Source organism: Thermoleptolyngbya sp. PKUAC-SCTB121 (assembly GCF_016919485.1).
Lineage (GTDB): Bacteria > Cyanobacteriota > Cyanobacteriia > Elainellales > Elainellaceae > Thermoleptolyngbya > Thermoleptolyngbya sichuanensis.
In genome coordinates, this window is sequence record NZ_CP070366.1 from 2,103,343 (window position 1) to 2,124,771 (window position 21,429).

A 21,429-nucleotide genomic window follows, 5' to 3' on the forward strand; every position below is an offset into this window, starting at 1 on the left:
CTATGGCGATCGCGCTGCCAACGCTAAAGGAGTCTGCTAGTTCAGGGGAAGCCTGCTCGGTAGACTCACAACGGGTTGCCTTGGTCATTCAATACCTAGGCACTCGGTTTCACGGCTGGCAGCGGCAGGCGCAGCATCGCACCGTCCAGGAAGAAATTGAGCGGGCGATCGCCGCTGTGCTGGGGCATTCTGTGACGCTGCATGGCGCAGGGCGAACCGATTCTGGCGTTCACGCAGCCGCTCAGGTGGCTCATTTTGATGCGGCGACCCTGATACCGCCCTACCGCTGGCGCGATATTCTCAATAGCCGCCTGCCAGAAGACGTGCTGATTCGGGCTTCGGCCCCGGTGGATCGTTCCTGGCACGCTCGGTTTTCAGCGATTTGGCGACGCTATCGCTATACGCTCTACACCGACGCTTGCCCCAATTTGTTTGTCCGCCCCTTTAGTTGGCACTATTACCATGCGCCGCTGGATGTTGAAGCCATGCAGAAAGCGCTGACCCCATTGCTGGGGCGACAGCATTTGGCGGCATTTCACCGGGCTGGCTCGAAGCGGGCTCATTCCTGGGTCGATGTGCAGGCGGTAGAGTGCGTCCGACGCGGGCCCTTTGTGCAGCTAGAGATTCAGGCGAGTGGGTTCCTCTACGGCATGGTGCGTCTGCTGGTGGGAATGCTGGTTGACGTGGGACGGGGAGAGCGATCGCCCACCGAGTTTACCCGCCTCTGGCAAGAGCAGCGCCGGGACGAGGTAAAGTATGCCGCTCCGCCGCAGGGACTCTGCTTGCTGCGCGTAGGCTATCCTGATTCGCCCTTTGAGCCGAGCCTCTGGTATGACACGCAGCCCCAGTTCCTCTTGCCGCTGACCGAGCCAGCGATCGCCGTTGCCTCGTCTAGCTAGTGCGTCGTCAAGCCTTTTTCCTCTTTTGCCTAAGCCTCCTACTCTGAGCCTCCTACGAGCCTTTCCTGACCCTTTGACCCTCCTGGAACCCGATAGAACATCATGAACAAGACCTATCTTCCTCCCACAACCGAAATTGAGCGTAAGTGGTACGTCGTCGATGCGACCGATCAGCGCCTCGGACGGCTGGCCAGCGAAGTCGCCAATGTGCTGCGCGGCAAAAACAAGCCGACCTTTACGCCGCATCTGGACACGGGTGATTTCGTAATCATCGTGAATGCTGAGAAAGTAGACGTGACGGGCAAAAAGCGCACTCAAAAGCTCTACCGTCGTCATTCTGGGCGGCCCGGCGGCATGAAGGTGGAGAACTTTACCAAGCTCCAGTCTCGCCTGCCAGAACGGATTGTAGAACAAGCCGTGAAGGGGATGTTGCCGAAGAACTCTTTGGGTCGCCAGTTGTTTACTAAGCTCAAGGTCTACGCGGGTCCGACCCATCCTCATGCGGCTCAGCAGCCCGAAGTTTTGACAATTAAAACGATTCCTGGAGAGAATTAAGAATGCAAGCTACTGAGAAGTCTGGTCGTGTTGTGTATTGGGGGACGGGTCGTCGCAAGTCGGCGATCGCCCGCGTTCGGCTGGTGCCTGGTACGGGTAAGCTGATCGTGAATGGCCGCCCCGGAGAAGAGTATCTCCAGTTCAACCCATCCTATTTGGCGATCGCCAAAGCGCCGCTGGAAACCCTGGGACTGGAAAATGAATACGACGTGTTGGTGAATGCAACGGGTGGCGGACTGACCGGACAGGCAGACTCAATCCGCCTGGGTGTAGCGCGAGCGCTCTGCGAGCTAGACCCTGAGAACCGCAAGCCGCTGAAAATTGAAGGCTACTTGACCCGCGATCCCCGTGCTAAGGAGCGGAAGAAGTACGGTCTGCACAAGGCCCGCAAGGCTCCCCAATACTCGAAGCGCTAGACTGGCTGTAGGGGCGATGTAGGCTGCACCTTGCCCGATTGCCTGCATTGACCGTTTGACAATCCTTGACAACCCTTGAAAAGCAACAGACTTGAGACTGCTATGCCGAAGCCTGACATCCATCCTACTTGGTATCCTGAAGCCAAGGTCTACTGCAACGGTGAATTGGTCACGACCGTTGGTTCCACTAAGCCCGAACTGCACGTCGATGTGTGGTCTGGAAACCATCCCTTCTACACGGGCACTCAGAAGATTATCGACACTGAGGGTCGCGTGGAGCGCTTCTTGCGGAAGTATGGGATGACCGACTCGCGCACAGGCGATGGCGCAGCGGCGGATAAGAAGAAGTAGCGATAGGAAAATTGGCGATCGCCTCCATTTTCTGAATTTTGACCCTCACGGGTGGCGAACCCTTCGCCTCACCTATCGTTCTTTCCCACTCCCACCGTTATGGCAGAAGCCTATCTTCTCGACAAGCTGAATTCTGTAGAGCAAACCTTTCACGAACTGACGCGGCGGCTAGCTGATCCCGATATTGCAACCGATCCCACGGAGTTCCAGAAGCTTGCTAAAACTCGGTCGTCACTAGAAGAAACGGTGACGACCTTTGACGCATGGAAAAAAGCCCAAAGCGACCTAGAAGGGGCGCGACAGATTCTGAAAGACGCGGGTGGCGACGCAGAACTGCGGGAAATGGCGGCGCTGGAAGTGGACGAGCTAGAAGAAAAAATCGCGCACCTGGAAAATCGGCTAAAGGTGCTGCTGCTGCCGCGAGATCCCAACGATGACAAGAACATCATGCTGGAGATCCGGGCGGGTGCAGGTGGCGACGAGGCTAGCATTTGGGCGGGTGACCTGCTGCGAATGTATTCCCGATACGCCGAAAGCCAAAACTGGCGGGTCAAGATGGTCAGCGAGTCGCTGGCGGATATGGGCGGCTTTAAAGAAGCCATTTTGGAAATTCAGGGCGACCAGGTATACAGCAAGCTCAAGTTCGAGGCTGGCGTTCATCGAGTGCAGCGAGTCCCCGTGACGGAAGCAGGCGGGCGGGTTCACACCTCGACGGCGACGGTCGCTATCATGCCGGAAGTCGATGATGTGGAAGTGGAAATCGATCCAAAGGATATTGAGCTAAAAACAGCGCGATCGGGTGGCGCAGGCGGGCAGAACGTGAACAAGGTGGAAACCGCTGTTGACCTGATCCACAAGCCAACAGGCATTCGCGTATTTTGCACCGAAGAGCGATCGCAGCTTCAAAACCGCGAACGTGCCATGCAAATCTTGCGAGCCAAGCTCTACGAAATCAAGCTGCGAGAACAGCAAGAAGCCGTCACCTCAATGCGCCGCTCTCAGGTTGGTACGGGTGAACGCTCCGAAAAAATTCGGACTTACAACTACAAGGACAATCGTGTCACCGACCATCGCTTAAACCAAAACTTTAGTCTCAACGCCGTCCTTGAAGGCGATTTAGAAGACCTGATTCAATCTTGCATTTCCAAAGACCAGCAAGAGCGATTGGAGGAAATGGCTGCGTCTTCTTGATGCAAGCCCGGCCGATGCATGTCAAGCCTGCATCAAGTCTTCGTGAAGCTCGATACCTCTACTCCGTCCGTTTTAGCAGGACACTAGAGTCAAGAGAGACCTATTACTCTTTGGGCGGATTTAGGGGATGCTGACTGGGTGGTGGAGCATTAGGATCGATTAGTTCGCTCAGGGCTTCGGTCAGTGCCTTCGGGTCCATGAACACAATTTTGGAGTTTGGGCTGTCGCCGAGTCGATAGCTGGCATCGACGTATCGTTGTGCGACCAGATATTTCATAATCTCCCGGCTATTGGGCTGAGACTTTAGCGCATCCGCAATCATCTTCATGGACTGCACTGCACCCTCGGCTTCTTCAATTGCCGCCTGTTTTTTGCCCTGCGCTTCAGAAATAGCCGCCTTCTTTTTACTTTCGGCAGCACGTTCTAGCTCCATTGCCCGCAGCACATCTGGGGCAGGCTCAATGCTCTGCACCTCCACCCGCGTCACCTTCACGCCCCAGGTTGCAGTTGCTTCGTCAAGCTGGTGCAGCAAGGCCTGGTTGATCTCGTTTCTAGAGGAAAAAGTCTGAGCCAGACTCATTCGCCCAATTTCGGAACGGAGCGTCGTCGTCACTAGGCTCTCCAGCGCTTCCTCAATATTTTCCACGGCATAGAACGTACGCTCTAGCTGCAAAATTCGCCAGTAGACTACCGCGTCTACGTCAGCCGATACGTTGTCCCCGGTAATCGCCTTTTGCTTGTCGATATCCAGCACGCGCTCCCGGGTGGATTCTTCTAGAACAATCGTGTCGAGGAACGGCACCACAAAATTCAGCCCTGCCGTGAGCTTGCGGTGAAACTTCCCGAGTCGCTCTACTAGCGCCTCGGTGCCCTGATTGATGATTCTGACGGAGCCGACAGTGTAACCCACAATTAGGAGAGCAAGGGCAGCAACGATGGACTCCATAGGGTGCGATTCTCCAAAGCAGCGTTAGAGAGAAGAGAGTAGGGAGAAAGACTAGAGAGAAAAGACTATAGAGAAGAGACTGTTCCTCTAATGTATCCTTTGTGGCGGGATTTGGTACGGATGAACCGTGATAGGGTGATGAGGTGATGGAGGCGGCCAGTAGAACCTTTTCTTAACAACTCTTTATTATGAGGTTAACCTCTACCATTGTCTGTCTCCATGCTGAGCCAAATTAAAGATCTTGCTGCGAGCCTTGCCCCCCGACTGGTTGAAATTCGCCGCCATCTGCATAGCCATCCTGAACTGAGCGGACAGGAATACCAGACGGCTGCTTATGTTTCAGGTGTGGTGTCGTCTTGTGGACTGCATGTGCAGGAACTAGTCGGTAAGACAGGCGTAGTGGCAGAACTGCGCGGCACAGACAGAGACTCCCGAATGTTGGCAATTCGCACGGATATGGATGCGCTGCCAATTCAGGAGCGTACAGGCCTGGAATTTGCTTCGCGGCAGCCGGGAATTATGCACGCCTGCGGTCATGATGTGCATACCACTGTGGGGCTGGGGACAGCGATGGTGCTGGCGCAGTTGGGGATTCAGTTTCCAGGCACGATTCGGTTCTTGTTTCAGCCTGCGGAGGAAACGGCGCAGGGCGCAGGCTGGATGATTCGTGATGGGGTGATGGAGGGCGTGACGGCTATCTTTGGGGTTCACACGTTTCCGACGATTCCGGGGGGATCGGTGGGGATTCGCTATGGGGCGCTGACGGCGGCGGCGGACGATTTGGAACTGGTGATTATGGGCGAATCGGGGCATGGGGCGCGACCGCATGAGGCGATCGACGCGATCTGGATTGCATCGCAGGTGGTGACGACGCTGCAACAGGCGATTAGTAGGACGCAAAACCCGCTGCGGCCAGTGGTGCTAACGATTGGGCAAATCCAGGGCGGGCGGGCACCGAATGTGATTGCGGATCAGGTGCGGATGCTGGGGACTGTGCGATCGCTCCATCCTGAAACCAGCGCCAGTCTGCCGGTCTGGATCGAGCAAATCGTGGCGAATGTCTGTCAGAGCTATGGGGCAAAGTACACGATGAACTATCGCCGGGGTGTGCCTTCGGTACAAAATGACCCAGCGTTGACGCAGATTATGGAGTCGGCGGCATCGGAAGCTTGGGGGGGCGATCGCGTCCAAATTCTTTTAGAACCCTCCCTCGGTGCTGAGGACTTCTCACTGTATCTGCAACATGCTCCTGGCACTATGTTTCGCCTGGGTGTAGCCTTTGCTGACAAGCCCAACTATCCGCTGCACCATCCCCAGTTTCATGTAGACGAAACGGCGATCGTGACGGGTGTGGTGACGATGGCCTACGCAGCGTATAAATATTGGCAGCAGTAATCGGAGGGTTGGGGCGTGGAGGATAAGAGCCGCCCTGGACTTGCTGCGGCACACTTGCTCTTGCTGGCAGTAATCGGAGGGTTGGGGTGTGGAGGATGAGGGCAGGATCGCTGGGCCCTTCCGCTACATGGGCCCTTCCGCTACATGGGCCCTTCCGCTACTAATGTCTGCCACAAATGTCCCCCACAAATTTCCGTACCTGGGTGTCTAGAAATCCAACCCGGTTAACCACCTCGCTAAACCGCTATGCTGAATAGTATTGACCACTGGAAAAACGCCAGATGGCTGCGTAGTCTTTCGGCAGTACTCGGCAAGATTTCGCATACTTTTGTGCGTTTGTCTGGTTAACTTCTAACGCAACATCGCCACATTGCAATATTGCAACTCACAATATTGCAACATCGGAATATTGCAACATTTGCAACATCTAGACGCTTGGCAGAGGAGCCACATCGCTATGGCAGGCTTTGGAGATCTGGTTCAAAAGGCATTTTATCTGGGAGTTGGACTAGCATCCTACGCGGGTGAAAAAGCGGGCAGCACGCTGGCAGATTTGCGGGTGCAGGTGCAAAAGCTGGCAGATGAAATGGTTGCTCGTGGCGAAATCAGCGCCGAAGAAGCCCGCCGCATGGTGGAAGAGATGATGAACCGCGCTCAGCAGCCTGCGGGGGGTGAACCTGAAAAACCCGCAGAGCCGCGTCGCATCGAAATTCTGACGGATGAGGAAGAGCCGACGCAATCTGCTGGCCAGCCGACCGCCGAAAGCTCTGCAACATCGAGCCAGTCGCCTAGCCAGCCAACGGCAGATGATCTGCGTCAGCAAGTTGCCAAGCTGCAAGAGGAACTGAGACGGCTGAAACGGGATTAGGGGCTGGGGATTCGGAATTGGGGATGAGGAGCGGTAGAGTGTCTGCTTGACAGGGCTGCGATCGCGCTGATTCTAGGTTCCGTATTGATCCCAACCTTTGCCCTTGGTATTGCTGCTCGACCCCGACCTTTAAAACTTGATCCCCAACCCCTGAGACCTATGTTTGAGACGATCGCCCAGCAAGTAGAACAGTTCCTGGAAGAGATTAACCGCGACGTGAATGAGGCGGTGGATGCAATTTTTGAATGGTCGGACGAAGTAGCAGAGCGGCTGAATGAGGCGATCGCCCCTGATCTCGATCAGATTGATCGCCAGATGGAAGAATGGCTGGCTCCCTTTATCAATGCGGTGACGGGCGTAGAAAGCACCATCCAGGAAACCGTACAGCCCTTTAACCAAACCGTTGACCCCATTCTCAACCGTCATCCCGCCTGCGTCGGCTGCCGCAACTACCACGGCCAGGTCTACGGCGGCACGATGCTGGTCTGCGGAATGCACCCGTTTGGCTGGGAAGGGGAGCATTGCCCCGATTTTGAGTCGGTCTGGAAAGGTGGAGATAAAGTCTAAAGTAAATGCCTAAAGTAAACGCTGGCATCCTTGTTGACTGTTTACTGCTGATTGTTTACCTTTACGTTCGGCCTTTCCGTTTACTCTCGCTACTCTAGCTCTCGCCTGCCCTCTAGCGCTCGCGCCAGCGTCACCTCGTCGGCGTATTCCAGGTCGCCCCCCATCGGCAGCCCAAAAGCAATGCGGGTGACCTTGGTAAACGGCTTTAGCAGTTGCCCAACATAAAGCGTGGTGGTGTCGCCTTCTACACTTGGGCTGATGGCCATGATGACTTCCTCAACGCCCTGCTGGGCTACGCGCTTAACCAGGGGCGAAATATGGAGATGGTCGGGGCCGATGCCTTCCATCGGAGAAATCAAGCCGCCCAAAACGTGGTATTTGCCCTTGTATTCGCGAGTTTTTTCTAGGGCGATGACATCGCGAGAATCGGCCACCACGCAGATGAGCTGCGGATCGCGGCTGGGATTTTTGCAAATGTCGCAGACGGGTTCGGCCGACAGGTGAAAACAAACGGAACACAGTCCGACTTGCTGTTTTGCCTCTAGCAGCGCCTGTGCTAAGGCTTTCACTTCTTCTTCTGGCCGCTTAAGAATGTGCAGCGCCAGCCGCTGAGCCGATTTGGGCCCAACGCCAGGAAGCCGTTGTAACTGTTCAATAAGGCGGGCGAGGGGACGAGTGTAGACCAGGGTTCCTCCAGGGGCCGCGAGGCGCAAAAGGGGTATAGATTTTCGATCATAGAGGATGGTTGCAGGATTAGGGCTGCTCAGCAGTTGCATCCTGGCTACGAATTTGAGGACACCTGCGATTCCGCTTTAGAATCGTAGAATTGAGCGTAATTTTTGTTAGTTAGAAAACCTATGGTGAGGCTCTTTAAGCCGTCGTTTCGCAAGCAGATTGCCCGGATTGAGGTGGCGGGGGCGATCGCCAGTGACACTCGTAAGCGCGTTCTGGAAGCCCTCAAGCAAGTCGAGGAGCGGAAGTTTCCTGCACTGTTGCTACGAATCGACAGCCCTGGTGGAACGGTGGGCGATTCTCAGGAAATCTATCAAGCGCTAAAGCGGCTGGGTGAAAAAATCAAAATCGTCGCCAGCTTTGGCAATATCTCAGCCTCTGGCGGTGTTTATATTGGCATGGGCGCACAGCATATTGTGGCAAACCCTGGCACGGTGACGGGCAGTATTGGTGTCATTCTGCGGGGCAATAATCTGGAGCGCCTGCTGGAGCGAATTGGCGTGTCCTTCAAGGTGATTAAATCTGGCCCGTATAAAGACATTCTGGCCTTTGACCGAGAACTGACAGAGCCAGAGCAACATATTCTGCAAGAGCTGATTGACACGAGCTACGGTCAGTTTGTGCAAACGGTGGCTGAAGCTAGGAACCTAGCGGTTGAAACCGTCCGGGGCTTTGCCGATGGACGGATTTTCACTGGGCAACAAGCGCTGGAACTGGGTGTGGTGGATCGCCTGGGGACTGAGGAAGATGCCCGTCGCTGGACCTGCGAACTGGCTGGCCTCGATCCAGAAAAGACTCGCACGTTTAACATCGAGGAGAAAAAGAGCTTGCTCCGTCGATTGCGAACGGGGAGTGAAATGCAGGGCGATCGCCTTGGCAGTTTGCTTGCCCACAGGCTATCTTCGGCTACAGACTGGATCGAGTTTGAACTGGCGACGAGCGGCGTGCCGCTGTGGATGTATCGGCCATAGGCGGTGTGATGGAGTCACGAAGTGATGGCATGGCGGGGCAGTAACCCTTCTCCCAATCCCAATCCTTCTACGCTCCATTCCCCAAATACTCAAAACGGGAGGACAAATCTGTGGGTTGGCGAGTTCGGGCAATTCGGGGCGCAACGACGGTTGCAGAGAATACAGAAGGGGCGATCGCCGAAGCGGTAATCGAGTTATTGGAAGAATTAGAACGGCTCAACCCCGGAGTCCTCGACCCGGACGAAATCGTGAACCTGATTTTCTCCGTTACGCCAGACCTGGATGCTGTCTTTCCGGCCAAAATTGCCCGCCAGCGCCCTGGTTGGAACGATGTGCCGCTGCTGGATTTGCAGCAAATGGCAGTGAAAGGGAGCCTACCGCGCTGCATCCGCCTGCTGCTGCAAATCAACTTACCCGCTGAGGTGCGCGTCCGCCATGCCTACCTGCGAGAGGCGGCAGAGCTGCGTCCGGATTGGCAGTATGCGCCGATGACGCTCCAGTAGGAGCATTACTTCACCGCGCCTTCCCATAGCCAGCCCAATTGCAAAACCAGCCCTGGCAGAACGGGTTCACCGGACAGGCTGGCGGGCGCGTCTAGCACTTCTACGGGCTGGTCGGGTCGATAAATTTCGGCTTGCTGTTCCTCTGGATTCAGCATCCAACCGAGCTTTACGCCACAGGAAAGGTATTCCTGCATCTTGGCGCGAATGGTTTGGGGATTGTCGCTGGGGGAGAGAAGCTCCAGCACAAAGTCGGGGCAGATGGGCGGAAACTTGCGACGGAAATCGGGCGGCAGGGCTTCCCAGCGAGCCTTTTCAACCCAGGCTACGTCAGGAGAGCGATCGCCCCCACCCGGCAACCGAAAACAGGTAGACGAATCGAACACAACGCCTAGATCTGTACTTTCATTCCAGATAACGAAGCGAGCAGTCAATTTTGCATTATCTTTTCCAGTTTCTCCGCCGCTGGGAGCCATGATGACGAGTTCTCCGTTGGGGGTGCGCTCAAACTTGATGTCGGGATTGTTGGCACAGAGCGCGTCAAACTGAGCTTCAGTCAGCACAGTAATGGCACTCAGATCAATAGTGAAGTGGGTCATTGGACGGTGGCTCCTTGCGCCGACGTTAACTCTAGAATAGGCTCTATGGCAAGGATTGGAGGTCAAGGAGTAGAGTTCAGGGCTGAACGCTAGAAAATTTTGAGACTTTGAGATACGAGATTTTGAAACATGAGACTTTGAGATATGAAATTTTGAGACTATTTACAGACTCGAAGATGTCCCAAAGATCTTGATGCGCCATTTGCCTGCTATACACTGAAATGTGTGGCCGAGTAGCAATTCAAATGTTCTACTCTAAGATTCTAGCCCCTGATAGTTGAGCCATCAGGGGGATCCATACTTTGATCCCCATATATTTTGATCTCCATATCTTGAGCCAGGTGTTCTCTTTGCCCCTCCTATGTTAATTTCTCTCAACATTGAGAACTTTGCCCTGGTCGATCGCCTAGAGATTCGGTTTGGCCAGGGCTTGAACGTGCTGACGGGGGAAACGGGCGCGGGTAAATCGATTATTCTCGACGCGCTGGATGCGGCACTGGGCGGCAAGGTATCGGGGCGGGCGGTGCGAACAGGGGCGGATTCGGCGCGAATCGAGGCGATTTTTGCGATGGAGCCTGTGCTGCAAGACTGGCTGGCGGCGCAGGATCTTGAGCCGCTAGAGGATGAAACGCTAGTGTGTAGCCGCGAGATGACGCTGGGGCAGGGCAGCGTCCGCAGCCGTTCGCGGGTGAATGGGGTGGTGGTGAACAAGCAGCAGATGGAAGACCTGCGCGATCGCCTCGTGGAAATTACCGCCCAGGGGCAAACCGTGCAACTAGGGCAGCCCAGCCTCCAGCGCGACTGGCTCGATAGCTTTGGTGGCGCTGCCCTAATGCAGCAGCGAGAAGTCGTCGCAGCCGCCTATGCCGCGTTTCAGCAGGCGGCACAAGCGCTAGAAAAACGCCGCCAGATGGAGCAACAACGCCAGCAGCAGCTTGATTTGTTTGAATATCAGGCAAAGGAACTGGCGGCGGCAAATCTCAGCGATCCGCAAGAGTTGGAGCAGTTGGAGCAGGAACGCCAGCGCCTCAGCCATACGGTGGAGCTACAGCAACAGAGCTATCAGGTGTATCAGGCGCTTTACCAGAACGACACGGGCGGCAATGCAGCGGCAGATCTGTTGGGCAAAGCGGAAAATTGGTTGACGGATATGGTGCGCTATGACCGAGATCTGGAGCCAGTGTTGGATATGGTGGCGGAAGCGCTGGCGCGGATACAGGAGGCGGGTCGGCAAATCAACACCTACGGTGAGGGGTTGGAAACGGACCCGGAGCGCCTGGAAGCCGTAGAGCAGCGAATTATTCAGCTTAAGCAGATTTGCAAGAAGTATGGCCCGACTCTTGCCGAGGCGATCGCCTACGCGCAGCGGGTGCAGGCGGATGTGGACGCGCTCAGCGATGGCGGACAATCGCTAGAAGCGCTGGAAGCCCAGTATGCCCAGCGTCAGCAAGAACTCGCCGCCGCCTGTGCCCAGCTTACGGAACTGCGTCGCGCTGCCGCCCACACGCTGGAAGCTCGAATAATTGAGGAACTGAAGCCACTGGCAATGGAAAAGGTGCAGTTTCAGGTGGAGATTATGCCGGTGAATCCAACAGCGGCCGGGGGCGATCGCATCACGTTTCTGTTTAGCCCCAATCCTGGCGAACCGCTGCAACCGCTGACGGCGATCGCCTCTGGTGGGGAAATGAGCCGCTTTTTGCTGGCGCTGAAGGTGTGCTTTTCGCAGGTCGATCCGATCGGCACAATGGTCTTTGACGAAATTGACGTGGGGGTGTCGGGGCGCGTGGCCCAGGCGATTGCCGATAAGCTGCACCAGCTTGGCAGCCGCCATCAGGTACTCTGCGTGACGCACCAGCCGCTCGTTGCCGCCATGGCCCATACCCACTTTCGGGTCGATAAGCAGGTGATTGACCCAGCCGCAGAATCCACCAGCAAAAATGACCGCAGGAAGGCTAAAGCAACCCCTGAGCCAGTAGATCCTGAGCCAGTAGATACAGATTTGCTGGAGGGATTTGAAGACGTGCGAACGGTGGTGCGCGTATCCCAACTGAGCGATGAGCAGCGCCGCCATGAGCTGGCTCAGCTCGTGGGTGGGAATGAAGAGGCGATCGCCTTTGCCGATTCGCTGCTGACTCAGGCCGCATCCCGTCAGCAGGACTCTGGAACTAAAACTGTAGCCAAGCCTAGGCGAAATCGGGGTTGAAGGCTTGCAAAAACTGTATCTTTGGGCTACCTGCAAGAATGACAACTGTCATGAGCTTGCAAGAATGACAACTGCCCTGAGCAGCCCTATCCTCTTTCGAGGAATTCTTCCAGAAATAACTTCCCCAGCCTTCCTAATTAAGACAATAAGAAAAAATTTTTTCAGATGTCTTCATTAAGCAGACTGGGGAGATCAAAATGGAGTCCACCAGTGCTTTAATTTGATGAGCCTGGGAGTCAGCAGGCTTGCTACGCAGAGAGCGTCCGACGCTTGGTGATCAGGCGATAGACTTCAATGATGTCACCTTCCTGCCAATCCTTGAAGTTGTCTACGCCGATGCCGCATTCGTAGCCTGCGCTGACTTCCTTCGCGTCTTCCTTCATCCGCTTCAGCGAGTCGAGGTTGCCCTCGAAGATGACCTCGCCGCCGCGACGCACGCGCAGTTTGCTGTTGCGGATGACCTTGCCTTCCTTGACATAGCAGCCTGCAACGGCTCCCTTGCCCACGGTAAACACAGCGCGGACTTCTACCTGGCCCAGCGGCTCTTCCACCAGTTCAGGTTCCAGCAGACCTTCCATTGCGCCCTGGATGTCATCCAGCAAAGCATAAATCACGGTATAGTCGCGCACATCTACATCGGCCTGGTCGGCTGCCTGACGCGCCCCACTTGCAAAGGTTGTGTTGAACCCGATGATTACGGCGCTGCTGGCGGCCGCTAGGTCTACGTCAGTTTCGGTGATCTCGCCCGGAGCCGCCAGCAGCACCCGCACCTGCACTTCTTTTTGGGGAAGCTGTTGCAGCGCTGCCAGAATAGCTTCGACCGAACCCTGTACGTCTGCCTTCAGAATCAGGTTCAGCTCCTTCAGGTCGCCCTCTTGGGCCTGGCTGGAAATCGTATTCAGGCTGACGCGACGAGAGGACATGGCCTGCTGCAAGCGAGAGAGACGCTGCTGATCAGTGCGGTTGCTGGCGATCGCCCGCGCTTCTTTCTCATCCAGATAGACATCGAACTCGTCACCCGCAGCGGGCACATCGCTCAGACCCAGCACCTCGACCGCAAAGGATGGCTTACCCTCTTCCACCCGCTTGCCGCGATCGTCCACCATTGCGCGGACTTTGCCAAAGACCGAGCCGGCCACCAGGATATCGCCAACACGCAGCGTGCCGTTCTGAATAAGCAGCGTCGCCACCGGGCCTTTCGCCTTGTCCAGATGTGCTTCGATCACTGTACCCTTGGCAGGGCGATCGGGGTTGGCGTAGAGGTCTTCCACCTCAGACACCAGCAGGATCATTTCCAGCAGGGTGTCCAGGTTCTCTCCTGTCAGAGCGCTAACGGGCACCATAATGGTGTCGCCGCCCCACTCTTCAGCCACCAGCCCATATTCAGTTAGCTCTTGCTTCACGCGATCGGGCTGGGCTTCTTCCTTGTCTACTTTGTTAATGGCGACCACGATGGGAACTTCAGCCGCCTTGGCGTGGCTAATTGCCTCGATGGTTTGGGGACGCACCCCGTCATCCGCCGCCACCACCAAAATAGCGATATCCGTCACCCGCGCACCCCGTGCCCGCATGGCGGTAAAGGCTTCGTGACCCGGCGTATCCAGGAAAACGACCTGCTGCGTCTCGCCGTTATGTTCCACATCAACGTGATACGCGCCGATGTGCTGCGTGATGCCCCCTGCCTCGCCCTGAGCCACCTTGGTCTTGCGGATCGAGTCGAGTAGGGTCGTCTTGCCGTGGTCTACGTGACCCATGATGGTCACCACAGGCGGACGGCGCTGGAGATTTTCTAGATCTCCCGCATCCAGCATTTCTGTGACTTTCTTCGCCTCTGCTTCAGGCGCTTCGGTATCCACCAGAATGCCCATCTCTTCCGCCACCATTGTCGCGGTGGGGATGTCGAGAACCTGGTTTACCGTGGTCATGATGCCCTTCATAAAGAGGGCGCGGATGACTTCGGTTTCGGGAACAACCAGCATATCAGCGAGTTCTGCCACCGTCAGGCTGCCCGTGAGGGTAATGATTTCGGGGCGCTGGCGAGTTTCCTGCTGTTCGCGGCGATCGCGCCGACTAAAGCGCTCGTTGCTAGAACCCCCGCGCCGCCGCTGCGTCGGTGCAGCCACCGCCACGGGCTTTGCTGGAGCTTTTTGGCTCTTGGGCTTGGGCGGGCGCATCAGCGAAATACTGAGGGCGGTCGGGGCCGAATCATCTCCGTCGGCTCCATCCAGCACCTCATCCAGATCGATGTCTTCGTCGTCGTCCAAAACGTTGGGCGATCGCCGCTTGGACTTCACACCGGCCTTAGCCACCTTGTTGGGATTTTCCTCGTCTTCCTCCTCCCAATCCTTGCCGCGCTTTGCCACCTTGGTTGGTGGCGTGGGCTTTGGCTTGAGCGTGGGTGGCTCTGCCAGGATAGGCATACCGCCTGCGCTGCGGGTGTCGGCTGCGCCAGACTCTTCGGATGCGCTCGGAGCCATCGGACGAACGGGCTTGCGACGTAGCTCCAGCACTGGCTTGGCGCGCAGTACAGGTGGTTCAGAGGTTTCTGTAATACCAATGCGGCGGGGGGCAGACTCACTGGCTTCTCCAGAGCGGGACTCTGGGCGAGCAGCGGTGGGCGATCGCCGAAGCCCTTGGTCATCGCCTCCCACTCGCATGACCACCTGATCACTGCGATCGCTCGCCTTCTTCAGAACTGGGCGGCTCACGGAACTCACAGACTCTGTCTGCACAGGCTTAGAAGGCGGCCCCATTAAAGAGGGCTGCTCTTCGTCGGGCAATGGTGCAGGCTCAGCCACTTCAGGGCGCACAGGAGGCGGCTGGGGCGCGTCAACTGGAGGAGACTCTACTTCTTTAGGTGCTTGCGACTTGGGTGCTTCCGAAACGGGAGTCGCAGGCTTTTGCACAGCAGGAGGAGTGGCAATTGGCCGAGGCTCAACTGTCCGTACCTCAGCAGGCTCTGCTGCTGGACGATCCGGACGCACCGGCGCAGATGAGGTGGGCTGCGGGGCTGGAGCAGGCTGAGCTTCTGGCCGCTTAGGTGGCTCTACCGCAGGGCGATGGCGACGGACTTCAAGAATTTGCTGCTTTTTAACAGGCGGCTGCACGGCGCTCTGTTTTCGTTGAGGCATAGAAGAAGGCGTTGAAGTAGGCCGGTGAACAGGAGGGGTATGGGATGCAGAAGGGCTATGGGCAAGCCGCTCGGCCGCTGAGCGGATGCGGGCTGCCTCAGCTTCGGAAATAGTGCTGCTGTGGCTCTTGACCGGAATATTCAATTGTTCGCAAACGTCCAAAATCTCTCTATTATCCAGATTCAATTCCTTTGACAACTCGTAAATTCTCACCTTACCGTTCATCCACTCTCCCCTTCTTAGCCAACTGAGATTTTCACATAATGTTGCTTCGCTTTCCTAACGAGACGACGTGACAAGACGACGTTTACAATGCTCGACAGTTAAAGCCCAGACAAAAACAGCTTTAGGCTTGCTGCGTTGACTTTTGTTTCTAGTCCTTGTTCTAGCACTAAGGCTTCGAGAATTCACTGCCCATCAGGTTGAGGTTCTACAAATGTCTCTTGCCGCATCTGCAAAGAAACCCCGAACTAGAGCAGAACACAAAACTAAAACAAAGCTCTCCTGGGTTGAAGGCACGCCCTTATCTGGCCGAGGCTGCCCAAAATGCTTAGTGGTTGAAGGCTCGTTCTCCCTTAAAGTCAACACAACGTAGAGTCTGGCACCTAAAGTCTGGCATCCAGCCGATTTGATCAGTTGTAAGTGTCTCCGTGTCGGTCATTGAATCTCTGTGGCTTTTACCTGGCCCATACCTAACTTGAGCGTCTGACAATGGGATTGCGACAGACCACTCCCCTAGAGTAACAACTCTCAGAAAGTTCCCAGGACAATCATTGGGTTTGCCCCAGCGAGTCTAGCTCCTGAGTGGAGTCCACAGCGATACGCTGCCGCAGCGTTTGATAAACGGCTTCAGGTACAGACACTTTTAATGACTTCCCTAGCCTATCTTTCCTTTGGGCTGCCTGCAAGCAGCTAGCCGTCGGGCACAGGTAAGCCGATCGACCCATCCCATAATCTAATTGTATCGTCTGAGACGGATATACCCGCACGATTCGCCAGAACTCTGTCTTGGGTGCAAGTCTTCGGCAACTGAGACAGCGACGATAGTTAGGCGGTGACATGACCGTTTTCAGAAAATGGCTCAGGCGGGATTTGAACCTGCGACCTTGGGCTTATGAGTCCCCTGCTCTAACCACTGAGCTACTGAGCCAGCAAAGCTGCAACTGAACGCCTTGAGCCAGTTTTAACTAGCAAGCTTGATTCTACCTGCTTGGTTTTACCAGACTGATAGCGTTCTAAATTTTAGCCTTTATTAAGATAGCATATCTGACTGGTGGATTAGGGCGATCGCCCGCTAGAAAATTTCTGCAATTTGCTCGGAACCCACAGCAGAACTGGGGCGATCGCCCATCCTGCGCCGCTTAAAACTCTCCCTCTAGGGCGGGAATGCAGCGTTCGCAGAGCAGCGGATGCTCAGCAGACTCGCCAACGTGAGTGGAATAATTCCAGCAGCGATCGCACTTTTTGCCTTCGGCATCGACTACGCCAATGCTGAGGCTGCCTGCTTCGGCGCTATATTTCAGATCGGCCAAGATGCCAGGGGAATCGAGCAAGTCCACCTGAGAAGCCAGGAAAAGATAACGCAACTCGTCTACGCCGTTGCCGCTGAGGCTGCTGGTGGGGTTGAGCGCCTCAAGCTGTTGCCGAAAATCGACATCTGCTGCGTAGAGCAGCACCTTGGCCTCCAGCGACGAGCCGATTGCCTTGTCGTTCCGGGCTTGCTCCAGCACCTTGTTCACTTCGGTTCTCAAATCACGCAATTTTTCCCACTTCATCGCCAGTTCGGGATTTTCCCAAGATGCTTCCAGCTTGACCCAGCCGGACTCAAAGACGGACAGGTAGGGGGTTTTGTAGGGCAGAAATTGCCAGATGTCCTCCGCTAGGTGAGAGAGGACGGGGGCGATCGCCCGTGCCAGATTTTCGATTGCGACGGCCAGCACGGTCTGGCAACTGCAGCGGCGGGGCGCATCGGCGGCGCTGATGTAGAGCCGATCCTTGGCAATGTCGAGGTAAAAATTCGACAAGTCCACTACGCAGAAGTTCTGCACCGTCTGGAAAAAGCGGAAAAACTCGTAGGTCTTGAAGGCATCCGTGATGTCGGCAAACACTTCCGTCATTCGGTGCAGCATATAGCGATCGAGTTCGGGAAGCTCGTCATAGGGCACGGCATGAGTCGCTGGGTCAAAGTCATGCAGGTTGCCCAACAGGAATCGGGCCGTGTTGCGGATCTTGCGATACACGTCTGCCATCTGCTTCAGGATGTTTTTGCCCAGCGGCACATCCGAGGTATAGTCTACCGACGACACCCACAGCCGCAGCACATCCGCGCCATAGGCTGGCTCCTCCTTCTGGTTTTTGCCGCCTTCAATGACGATGGCCGGATCGACCACGTTTCCTAGAGATTTGCTCATCTTGCGCCCCTGTTCGTCTAGCGCAAAGCCGTGGGTCAGCACGGTCTTGTAGGGCGCGTGACCATTCACAGCAACGCTGGTCAAAAGGCTGGACTGAAACCAGCCCCGGTGCTGGTCTGAGCCTTCTAGGTACATTTCCACGGGATAGTGCAAACCCTCTCGCTGCTGGGCCACTGCTGCCCAAGACGAGCCAGAGTCAAACCACACGTCCATCGTGTCGAAGCCCTTGCGGTAGCTGCGCCCGTTGCTGCGATAGGGTTCAGGCAGCAACTCTTCGACCGACATCTCCCACCAGGCATCGGAACCGTGTTCAGCAAAGATTTTCTGCACATGGCTGATGGTGTCGGCATTCAGCAGCGGCTCGTTGGTTTCCTCGTCATAGAAAACGGGGATTGGCACGCCCCAACTGCGCTGGCGCGAGATGCACCAATCCGAGCGATCGCCCACCATCGCCGTAATCCGGTTTTCGCCCTGTGCAGGAATCCACTCCACTTCTTTGATAGCCCGCAGCGCCTCTTCGCGGAAGCCTTCGACCGACGCAAACCACTGCTCCGTTGCCCGGAAGATTGTCGGCTTCTTGGTGCGCCAATCGTAGGGATAGCGGTGGCCGTAATCCTCTTCCTTCAGCAGGGCCCCAGCCTCCCGCAGCGCCTTGATCACGGCAGCATTGGCATCGCCCAGCACGTTCAACCCAGCAAAGGGCCCCGCCTCCGCCGTAAAGTTGCCCTCGTCGTCCACAGGTGACAGCACGGGCAGCCCATAGCGCTGTCCCACGATAAAGTCATCCTGACCGTGCCCCGGAGCCGTATGCACCAGCCCCGTGCCGGATTCTGTAGTGACGTAATCGCCGCCAATGACAATCGGACTCTCCCGATCAAACAGCGGATGGCGATAGGTGGAAAACTCCAGCGCCTTGCCCGAAATTTCTGCCTGCACGCTCAGCGATGTGCCCAGCACTTGCGTCAGTCGCTCCACCAGATCCTTGGCCACGATGAGGTGTGCAAAGGGGGTTCCCAGTTCACCCTTGAGCTTGCTGCCCTCATCTTTGACGACAGCGTAGGTCAGTTCGGGGTTAACGGCTACGGCCAGATTTGCGGGAATTGTCCAGGGCGTGGTCGTCCACACCGCAACACCCAGGTCGCTCAAATAAGGTTGCAGTGCCGTTGCCCCATCGCCCAAGCTGATCACCGGAAAGGCGGCATAGATGCTGCGAGAAACGTGGCCTTCGGGATATTCCAACTCGGCTTCGGCCAGCGCAGTGCGGGAACTGGGACTCCAGTGGACAGGCTTGAAGCCGCGATAGATATAGCCTTTCAGCACCATCTGCCCAAACACGCCGATCTGCGCGGCTTCGTAGTCGGGGGTGAGGGTCAGATAGGGATGCTCCCAGTCACCCCATACGCCGTAGCGCATAAAGCTGGCGCATTGCTGCTGCTGTTGTTCTAGGGCCCAGGCTTTGGCGCGGCGACGCAGTTCAATCGGGGTCAAGCTGCGCCGCTCTTCGGGCTTCATTGCTTGCAAGACTTTGACCTCAATGGGCAGCCCGTGACAGTCCCAACCAGGGATATAGCGAACTTTTCGCCCGTTCAGGAGCTGGAACTTGTTGATGGTGTCCTTCAAAATTTTGTTCATGGCGTGCCCGATGTGCAGCGCCCCGTTGGAGTAAGGCGGGCCATCATGCAGCACAAAGGGTTCGCCGGGGTTGGATTGCGACAGCTTTTCGTAAATTCGGTTGTCGGCCCAAAATTTCTGAATTTCTGGCTCACGCTTGGTGGCGTTGGCCCGCATGTCGAATTGGGTTTTGGGTAGGCTGACCGTATCTTTGTAGCTTCCGGGTTCTGTCGCTGTCACGGCGGTTGCAGGGTGAAAAGAACTGTGGTTTATCGAAACTATTATCAACCAGGGTTGAGCAACTGGGGGGCATTTTTGCAAATCTCCCCTGGCCGGGTAAGGAGGGATGGAGGGCGATAGAGTGCTTCTCGGTAAATTTCACGGGATTGGGCTATCTTACAAGGCATATCCTCAGGCTTGCATCTGCGATCGCCCCTATGGACGGCTTTTTCCCGACCTCTTCGCTATTGGGCAAGCGCCCGTCCACGGTTGGACTTCCTGCTGGAGGGTCAGCTTTCCTGGCAGGAAGTGCTTTAGGGCGATCGCCCTCGTCTCAGCCATTGTCTCAGGGCCGTTCTATCCGGGATCGTCCAATCAAACTCCGAGCATCGTTGGGGATGGTCAACCCCGGCGGGGGGAGTCCTGGGGTCATCAGTCCCGATGTGCGCCTGCCGAGGCGATCGCAGCTGAACCAACCCCCCGCGCCGCCCCTAAAGCTCAACGACACGGTACGAGGCCACCTCACCCTGCAAGATTGGCGAAATCTGCTGCGAGGCGGTCGCTTTGCCAAGGACTTTGTGATTGTGGGTGGCAAGACCGAGCGGCGCGTGGAGATTCGGCTGCGATCCCAGGCGTTTGATGCTTACCTGGAGCTAATCAGCGATCGCACGGGCCAGCCTCTTCTATTTGGCGACGACCTGAGTACGCGCAACACCAATGCTCGTATGGTGTTTACCCCGAAGGCGGGCGATCGCTACCGGGTGCGCGTAAGCAGCGCGTCTGGTGGGGCAGTGGGTGGCTATACGCTGATCAGCACAGTGACCAGCCGCACGCCGTCTGCGGACGGATTCAACTTCTACTATGGCTATGGCCGGGTGAACGCAGCGGTGGCGGTCGCGCGGGTCTTGGGGGCGTTGCCAGGGGCGGTGAAGCGGGAGGGCGATCGCCCCTGGCTCACCCCCAGCTACAGTCCCACCGCAGGCAACCAAAACATTCTGGGACAGGGCATCACGGTTGCCGTGATTGACGACGGGGTGGATTTGTCTCACCCGGCACTGGCAGACAATCGCTGGGCAAATCCGGGCGAAATTGCCGACAACGGCATCGACGACGACGGCAACGGGCTAGTTGATGATGTCTCTGGCTGGAGCTTTGTGGAGGGCAACAGCCAGTTTGCCCGCTATAGTGGCGAACCCCCTGGATTGGACCATAGCGAACACGGCACCCACGTCGCCGGAATTATCGCCGCCAAGGGAGATGGGGGTGCTATTTCTGGTGTTGCCCCGGCTGCAAAAATTATGGCGCTGCGGGCGATCGCCAGCCACACCAACACGGGCAGTCCCCAGTTTGACGACTCCATTGCCGCCAGCATCATCTATGCCGTCAACCACGGCGCACGAGTGATCAACCTCAGCCTGGGCAATTACATTGGTGATCCTGTCATGAGCAAAACGGTTGCGGCGCTGCGGTTTGCTGCTCAGCAGGGCGTGGTCGTGATTGCGGCGGCGGGCAATGAGCGCGAAACCCTGGGTGCTGTGCTGCCGATCGAACCCGCGCTGTATGCCAGAGAGGGACTGGCGATCGCCGTGGGGGCGCTGGCGGGCGATCGCCGCATGGCCACCTTCTCGAACCCAGCGGGCGATCGCCCTTATCCGTTTTTGGTCGCTCCCGGTGCAAATATCTACTCCACCGGGCTGAGAGGCGGGTATGTCTACAAATCCGGCACATCAATGGCGGCTCCCTATGTCGCGGGCGTAGCGGCACTCATGCTCAGCGCCAACCCCAGCCTGACTCCCGCATCAGTAGCGGCAATTCTAGCGGAAACGGCTGATGCGTCAGGAATTGAAGTCGTTTAAAGCCCGAC

Annotated in this window: 18 protein-coding genes and 1 tRNA gene; 12 read left to right on the forward strand and 7 right to left on the reverse strand. The window is 56.5% G+C overall.

Annotation, left to right across the window (positions count from 1 at the left end; genetic code table 11):
• Positions 1-2: 2 nt before the first annotated feature.
• The 5 genes from truA (at position 3) to prfA (ending at position 3,412) form a co-directional block, all read left to right on the forward strand.
• Positions 3-899 carry a tRNA pseudouridine(38-40) synthase TruA gene (truA, locus tag JTM80_RS08865; protein WP_172358426.1) on the forward strand — a complete coding sequence of 299 codons (897 nt, stop codon included), beginning with the start codon at positions 3-5 and terminating at the stop codon, positions 897-899.
• A 102-nt stretch (positions 900-1,001) separates the two neighbouring features.
• Positions 1,002-1,454 carry a 50S ribosomal protein L13 gene (gene rplM, locus JTM80_RS08870; protein ID WP_205371005.1) on the forward strand — a complete coding sequence of 151 codons (453 nt, stop codon included), beginning with the start codon at positions 1,002-1,004 and terminating at the stop codon, positions 1,452-1,454.
• A 2-nt stretch (positions 1,455-1,456) separates the two neighbouring features.
• Positions 1,457-1,870 carry a 30S ribosomal protein S9 gene (gene rpsI / locus JTM80_RS08875; RefSeq protein ID WP_068510037.1) on the forward strand — a complete coding sequence of 138 codons (414 nt, stop codon included), beginning with the start codon at positions 1,457-1,459 and terminating at the stop codon, positions 1,868-1,870.
• Positions 1,871-1,972: 102 nt separating this feature from the next.
• Positions 1,973-2,221, forward strand: coding sequence for a 50S ribosomal protein L31 (rpmE, locus tag JTM80_RS08880; protein ID WP_172358424.1), 249 nt, complete (start codon positions 1,973-1,975; stop codon positions 2,219-2,221).
• 99 nt (positions 2,222-2,320) lie between these two features.
• Positions 2,321-3,412 carry a peptide chain release factor 1 gene (gene prfA, locus JTM80_RS08885; protein WP_172358423.1) on the forward strand — a complete coding sequence of 364 codons (1,092 nt, stop codon included), beginning with the start codon at positions 2,321-2,323 and terminating at the stop codon, positions 3,410-3,412.
• 103 nt (positions 3,413-3,515) lie between these two features.
• Here the strand turns inward: prfA and JTM80_RS08890 are convergent, their stop codons facing one another.
• Positions 3,516-4,358: an SPFH domain-containing protein gene (locus tag JTM80_RS08890; protein ID WP_172358422.1), complete on the reverse strand. Its 843-nt coding sequence runs from the start codon at positions 4,356-4,358 to the stop codon at positions 3,516-3,518.
• 219 nt (positions 4,359-4,577) lie between these two features.
• Here JTM80_RS08890 and JTM80_RS08895 point away from each other — a divergent pair, with 219 nt between their 5' ends.
• From JTM80_RS08895 to JTM80_RS08905, 3 genes are all read left to right on the forward strand, one after another.
• On the forward strand, positions 4,578-5,753 hold the full coding sequence (locus JTM80_RS08895; protein WP_172358421.1) for a M20 family metallopeptidase: 1,176 nt from the start codon (positions 4,578-4,580) through the stop codon (positions 5,751-5,753).
• Between the two features lie 457 nt (positions 5,754-6,210).
• The gene (locus tag JTM80_RS08900; protein ID WP_172358420.1) at positions 6,211-6,621 is read left to right on the forward strand and encodes a phasin family protein; all 411 of its coding nucleotides are present in this window, start codon (positions 6,211-6,213) and stop codon (positions 6,619-6,621) included.
• 159 nt (positions 6,622-6,780) lie between these two features.
• Positions 6,781-7,188 (forward strand): hypothetical protein, encoded by a 408-nt coding sequence (locus tag JTM80_RS08905; protein WP_172358419.1) that lies wholly within the window; start codon positions 6,781-6,783, stop codon positions 7,186-7,188.
• A gap of 89 nt (positions 7,189-7,277) precedes the next feature.
• On the opposite strand, the gene recR is transcribed toward JTM80_RS08905, so the two are convergent.
• On the reverse strand, positions 7,278-7,874 hold the full coding sequence (recR, locus tag JTM80_RS08910; protein WP_225906847.1) for a recombination mediator RecR: 597 nt from the start codon (positions 7,872-7,874) through the stop codon (positions 7,278-7,280).
• A 171-nt stretch (positions 7,875-8,045) separates the two neighbouring features.
• Between recR and sppA the strand changes: the two genes are divergently transcribed.
• Both sppA and aroH read left to right on the forward strand, forming a co-directional pair.
• The gene (gene sppA, locus JTM80_RS08915; RefSeq protein WP_172358417.1) at positions 8,046-8,891 is read left to right on the forward strand and encodes a signal peptide peptidase SppA; all 846 of its coding nucleotides are present in this window, start codon (positions 8,046-8,048) and stop codon (positions 8,889-8,891) included.
• 110 nt (positions 8,892-9,001) lie between these two features.
• Positions 9,002-9,394, forward strand: a complete 393-nt coding sequence (gene aroH / locus JTM80_RS08920; RefSeq protein WP_172358416.1) for a chorismate mutase — start codon at positions 9,002-9,004, stop codon at positions 9,392-9,394.
• 5 nt (positions 9,395-9,399) lie between these two features.
• Here aroH and JTM80_RS08925 read toward each other — a convergent pair whose 3' ends face one another.
• Positions 9,400-9,990: a Uma2 family endonuclease gene (locus JTM80_RS08925; protein ID WP_172358415.1), complete on the reverse strand. Its 591-nt coding sequence runs from the start codon at positions 9,988-9,990 to the stop codon at positions 9,400-9,402.
• A 361-nt stretch (positions 9,991-10,351) separates the two neighbouring features.
• Here JTM80_RS08925 and recN point away from each other — a divergent pair, with 361 nt between their 5' ends.
• Positions 10,352-12,193, forward strand: a complete 1,842-nt coding sequence (gene recN, locus JTM80_RS08930; protein WP_205371006.1) for a DNA repair protein RecN — start codon at positions 10,352-10,354, stop codon at positions 12,191-12,193.
• Positions 12,194-12,441: 248 nt separating this feature from the next.
• Here the strand turns inward: recN and infB are convergent, their stop codons facing one another.
• The 4 genes from infB to ileS form a co-directional block, all read right to left on the reverse strand.
• On the reverse strand, positions 12,442-15,549 hold the full coding sequence (gene infB, locus JTM80_RS08935; RefSeq protein ID WP_205371007.1) for a translation initiation factor IF-2: 3,108 nt from the start codon (positions 15,547-15,549) through the stop codon (positions 12,442-12,444).
• Positions 15,550-16,094: 545 nt separating this feature from the next.
• Positions 16,095-16,385 (reverse strand): YlxR family protein, encoded by a 291-nt coding sequence (locus JTM80_RS08940; protein WP_172358412.1) that lies wholly within the window; start codon positions 16,383-16,385, stop codon positions 16,095-16,097.
• A gap of 16 nt (positions 16,386-16,401) precedes the next feature.
• Positions 16,402-16,474, reverse strand: a tRNA-Met gene (locus JTM80_RS08945).
• A 211-nt stretch (positions 16,475-16,685) separates the two neighbouring features.
• Positions 16,686-19,523, reverse strand: a complete 2,838-nt coding sequence (ileS, locus tag JTM80_RS08950; protein WP_225906848.1) for an isoleucine--tRNA ligase — start codon at positions 19,521-19,523, stop codon at positions 16,686-16,688.
• Positions 19,524-19,963: 440 nt separating this feature from the next.
• On the opposite strand from ileS, the gene JTM80_RS08955 reads away from it, so the two are divergent.
• On the forward strand, positions 19,964-21,421 hold the full coding sequence (locus JTM80_RS08955) for a S8 family peptidase (RefSeq protein ID WP_172358410.1): 1,458 nt from the start codon (positions 19,964-19,966) through the stop codon (positions 21,419-21,421).
• The last annotated feature ends 8 nt before the right edge of the window (positions 21,422-21,429 follow it).

What these genes read in the sequence shown, in the direction of transcription:
- prfA (WP_172358423.1), top strand. Translation starts at nt 2,321, where the DNA reads ATGGCAGAAGCCTATCTTCTCGACAAGCTGAATTCTGTAGAGCAAACC.
- rpsI (WP_068510037.1), top strand. Translation starts at nt 1,457, where the DNA reads ATGCAAGCTACTGAGAAGTCTGGTCGTGTTGTGTATTGGGGGACGGGT.
- ileS (WP_225906848.1), bottom strand. Translation starts at nt 19,523, where the DNA reads ATGCGGGCCAACGCCACCAAGCGTGAGCCAGAAATTCAGAAATTTTGG.
- JTM80_RS08905 (WP_172358419.1), top strand. Translation starts at nt 6,781, where the DNA reads ATGTTTGAGACGATCGCCCAGCAAGTAGAACAGTTCCTGGAAGAGATT.
- JTM80_RS08890 (WP_172358422.1), bottom strand. Translation starts at nt 4,358, where the DNA reads ATGGAGTCCATCGTTGCTGCCCTTGCTCTCCTAATTGTGGGTTACACT.
- JTM80_RS08925 (WP_172358415.1), bottom strand. Translation starts at nt 9,990, where the DNA reads ATGACCCACTTCACTATTGATCTGAGTGCCATTACTGTGCTGACTGAA.
- sppA (WP_172358417.1), top strand. Translation starts at nt 8,046, where the DNA reads ATGGTGAGGCTCTTTAAGCCGTCGTTTCGCAAGCAGATTGCCCGGATT.
- rpmE (WP_172358424.1), top strand. Translation starts at nt 1,973, where the DNA reads ATGCCGAAGCCTGACATCCATCCTACTTGGTATCCTGAAGCCAAGGTC.
- infB (WP_205371007.1), bottom strand. Translation starts at nt 15,549, where the DNA reads ATGAACGGTAAGGTGAGAATTTACGAGTTGTCAAAGGAATTGAATCTG.
- truA (WP_172358426.1), top strand. Translation starts at nt 3, where the DNA reads ATGGCGATCGCGCTGCCAACGCTAAAGGAGTCTGCTAGTTCAGGGGAA.
- JTM80_RS08900 (WP_172358420.1), top strand. Translation starts at nt 6,211, where the DNA reads ATGGCAGGCTTTGGAGATCTGGTTCAAAAGGCATTTTATCTGGGAGTT.
- recN (WP_205371006.1), top strand. Translation starts at nt 10,352, where the DNA reads ATGTTAATTTCTCTCAACATTGAGAACTTTGCCCTGGTCGATCGCCTA.
- JTM80_RS08895 (WP_172358421.1), top strand. Translation starts at nt 4,578, where the DNA reads ATGCTGAGCCAAATTAAAGATCTTGCTGCGAGCCTTGCCCCCCGACTG.
- rplM (WP_205371005.1), top strand. Translation starts at nt 1,002, where the DNA reads ATGAACAAGACCTATCTTCCTCCCACAACCGAAATTGAGCGTAAGTGG.
- JTM80_RS08955 (WP_172358410.1), top strand. Translation starts at nt 19,964, where the DNA reads ATGGTCAACCCCGGCGGGGGGAGTCCTGGGGTCATCAGTCCCGATGTG.
- JTM80_RS08940 (WP_172358412.1), bottom strand. Translation starts at nt 16,385, where the DNA reads ATGTCACCGCCTAACTATCGTCGCTGTCTCAGTTGCCGAAGACTTGCA.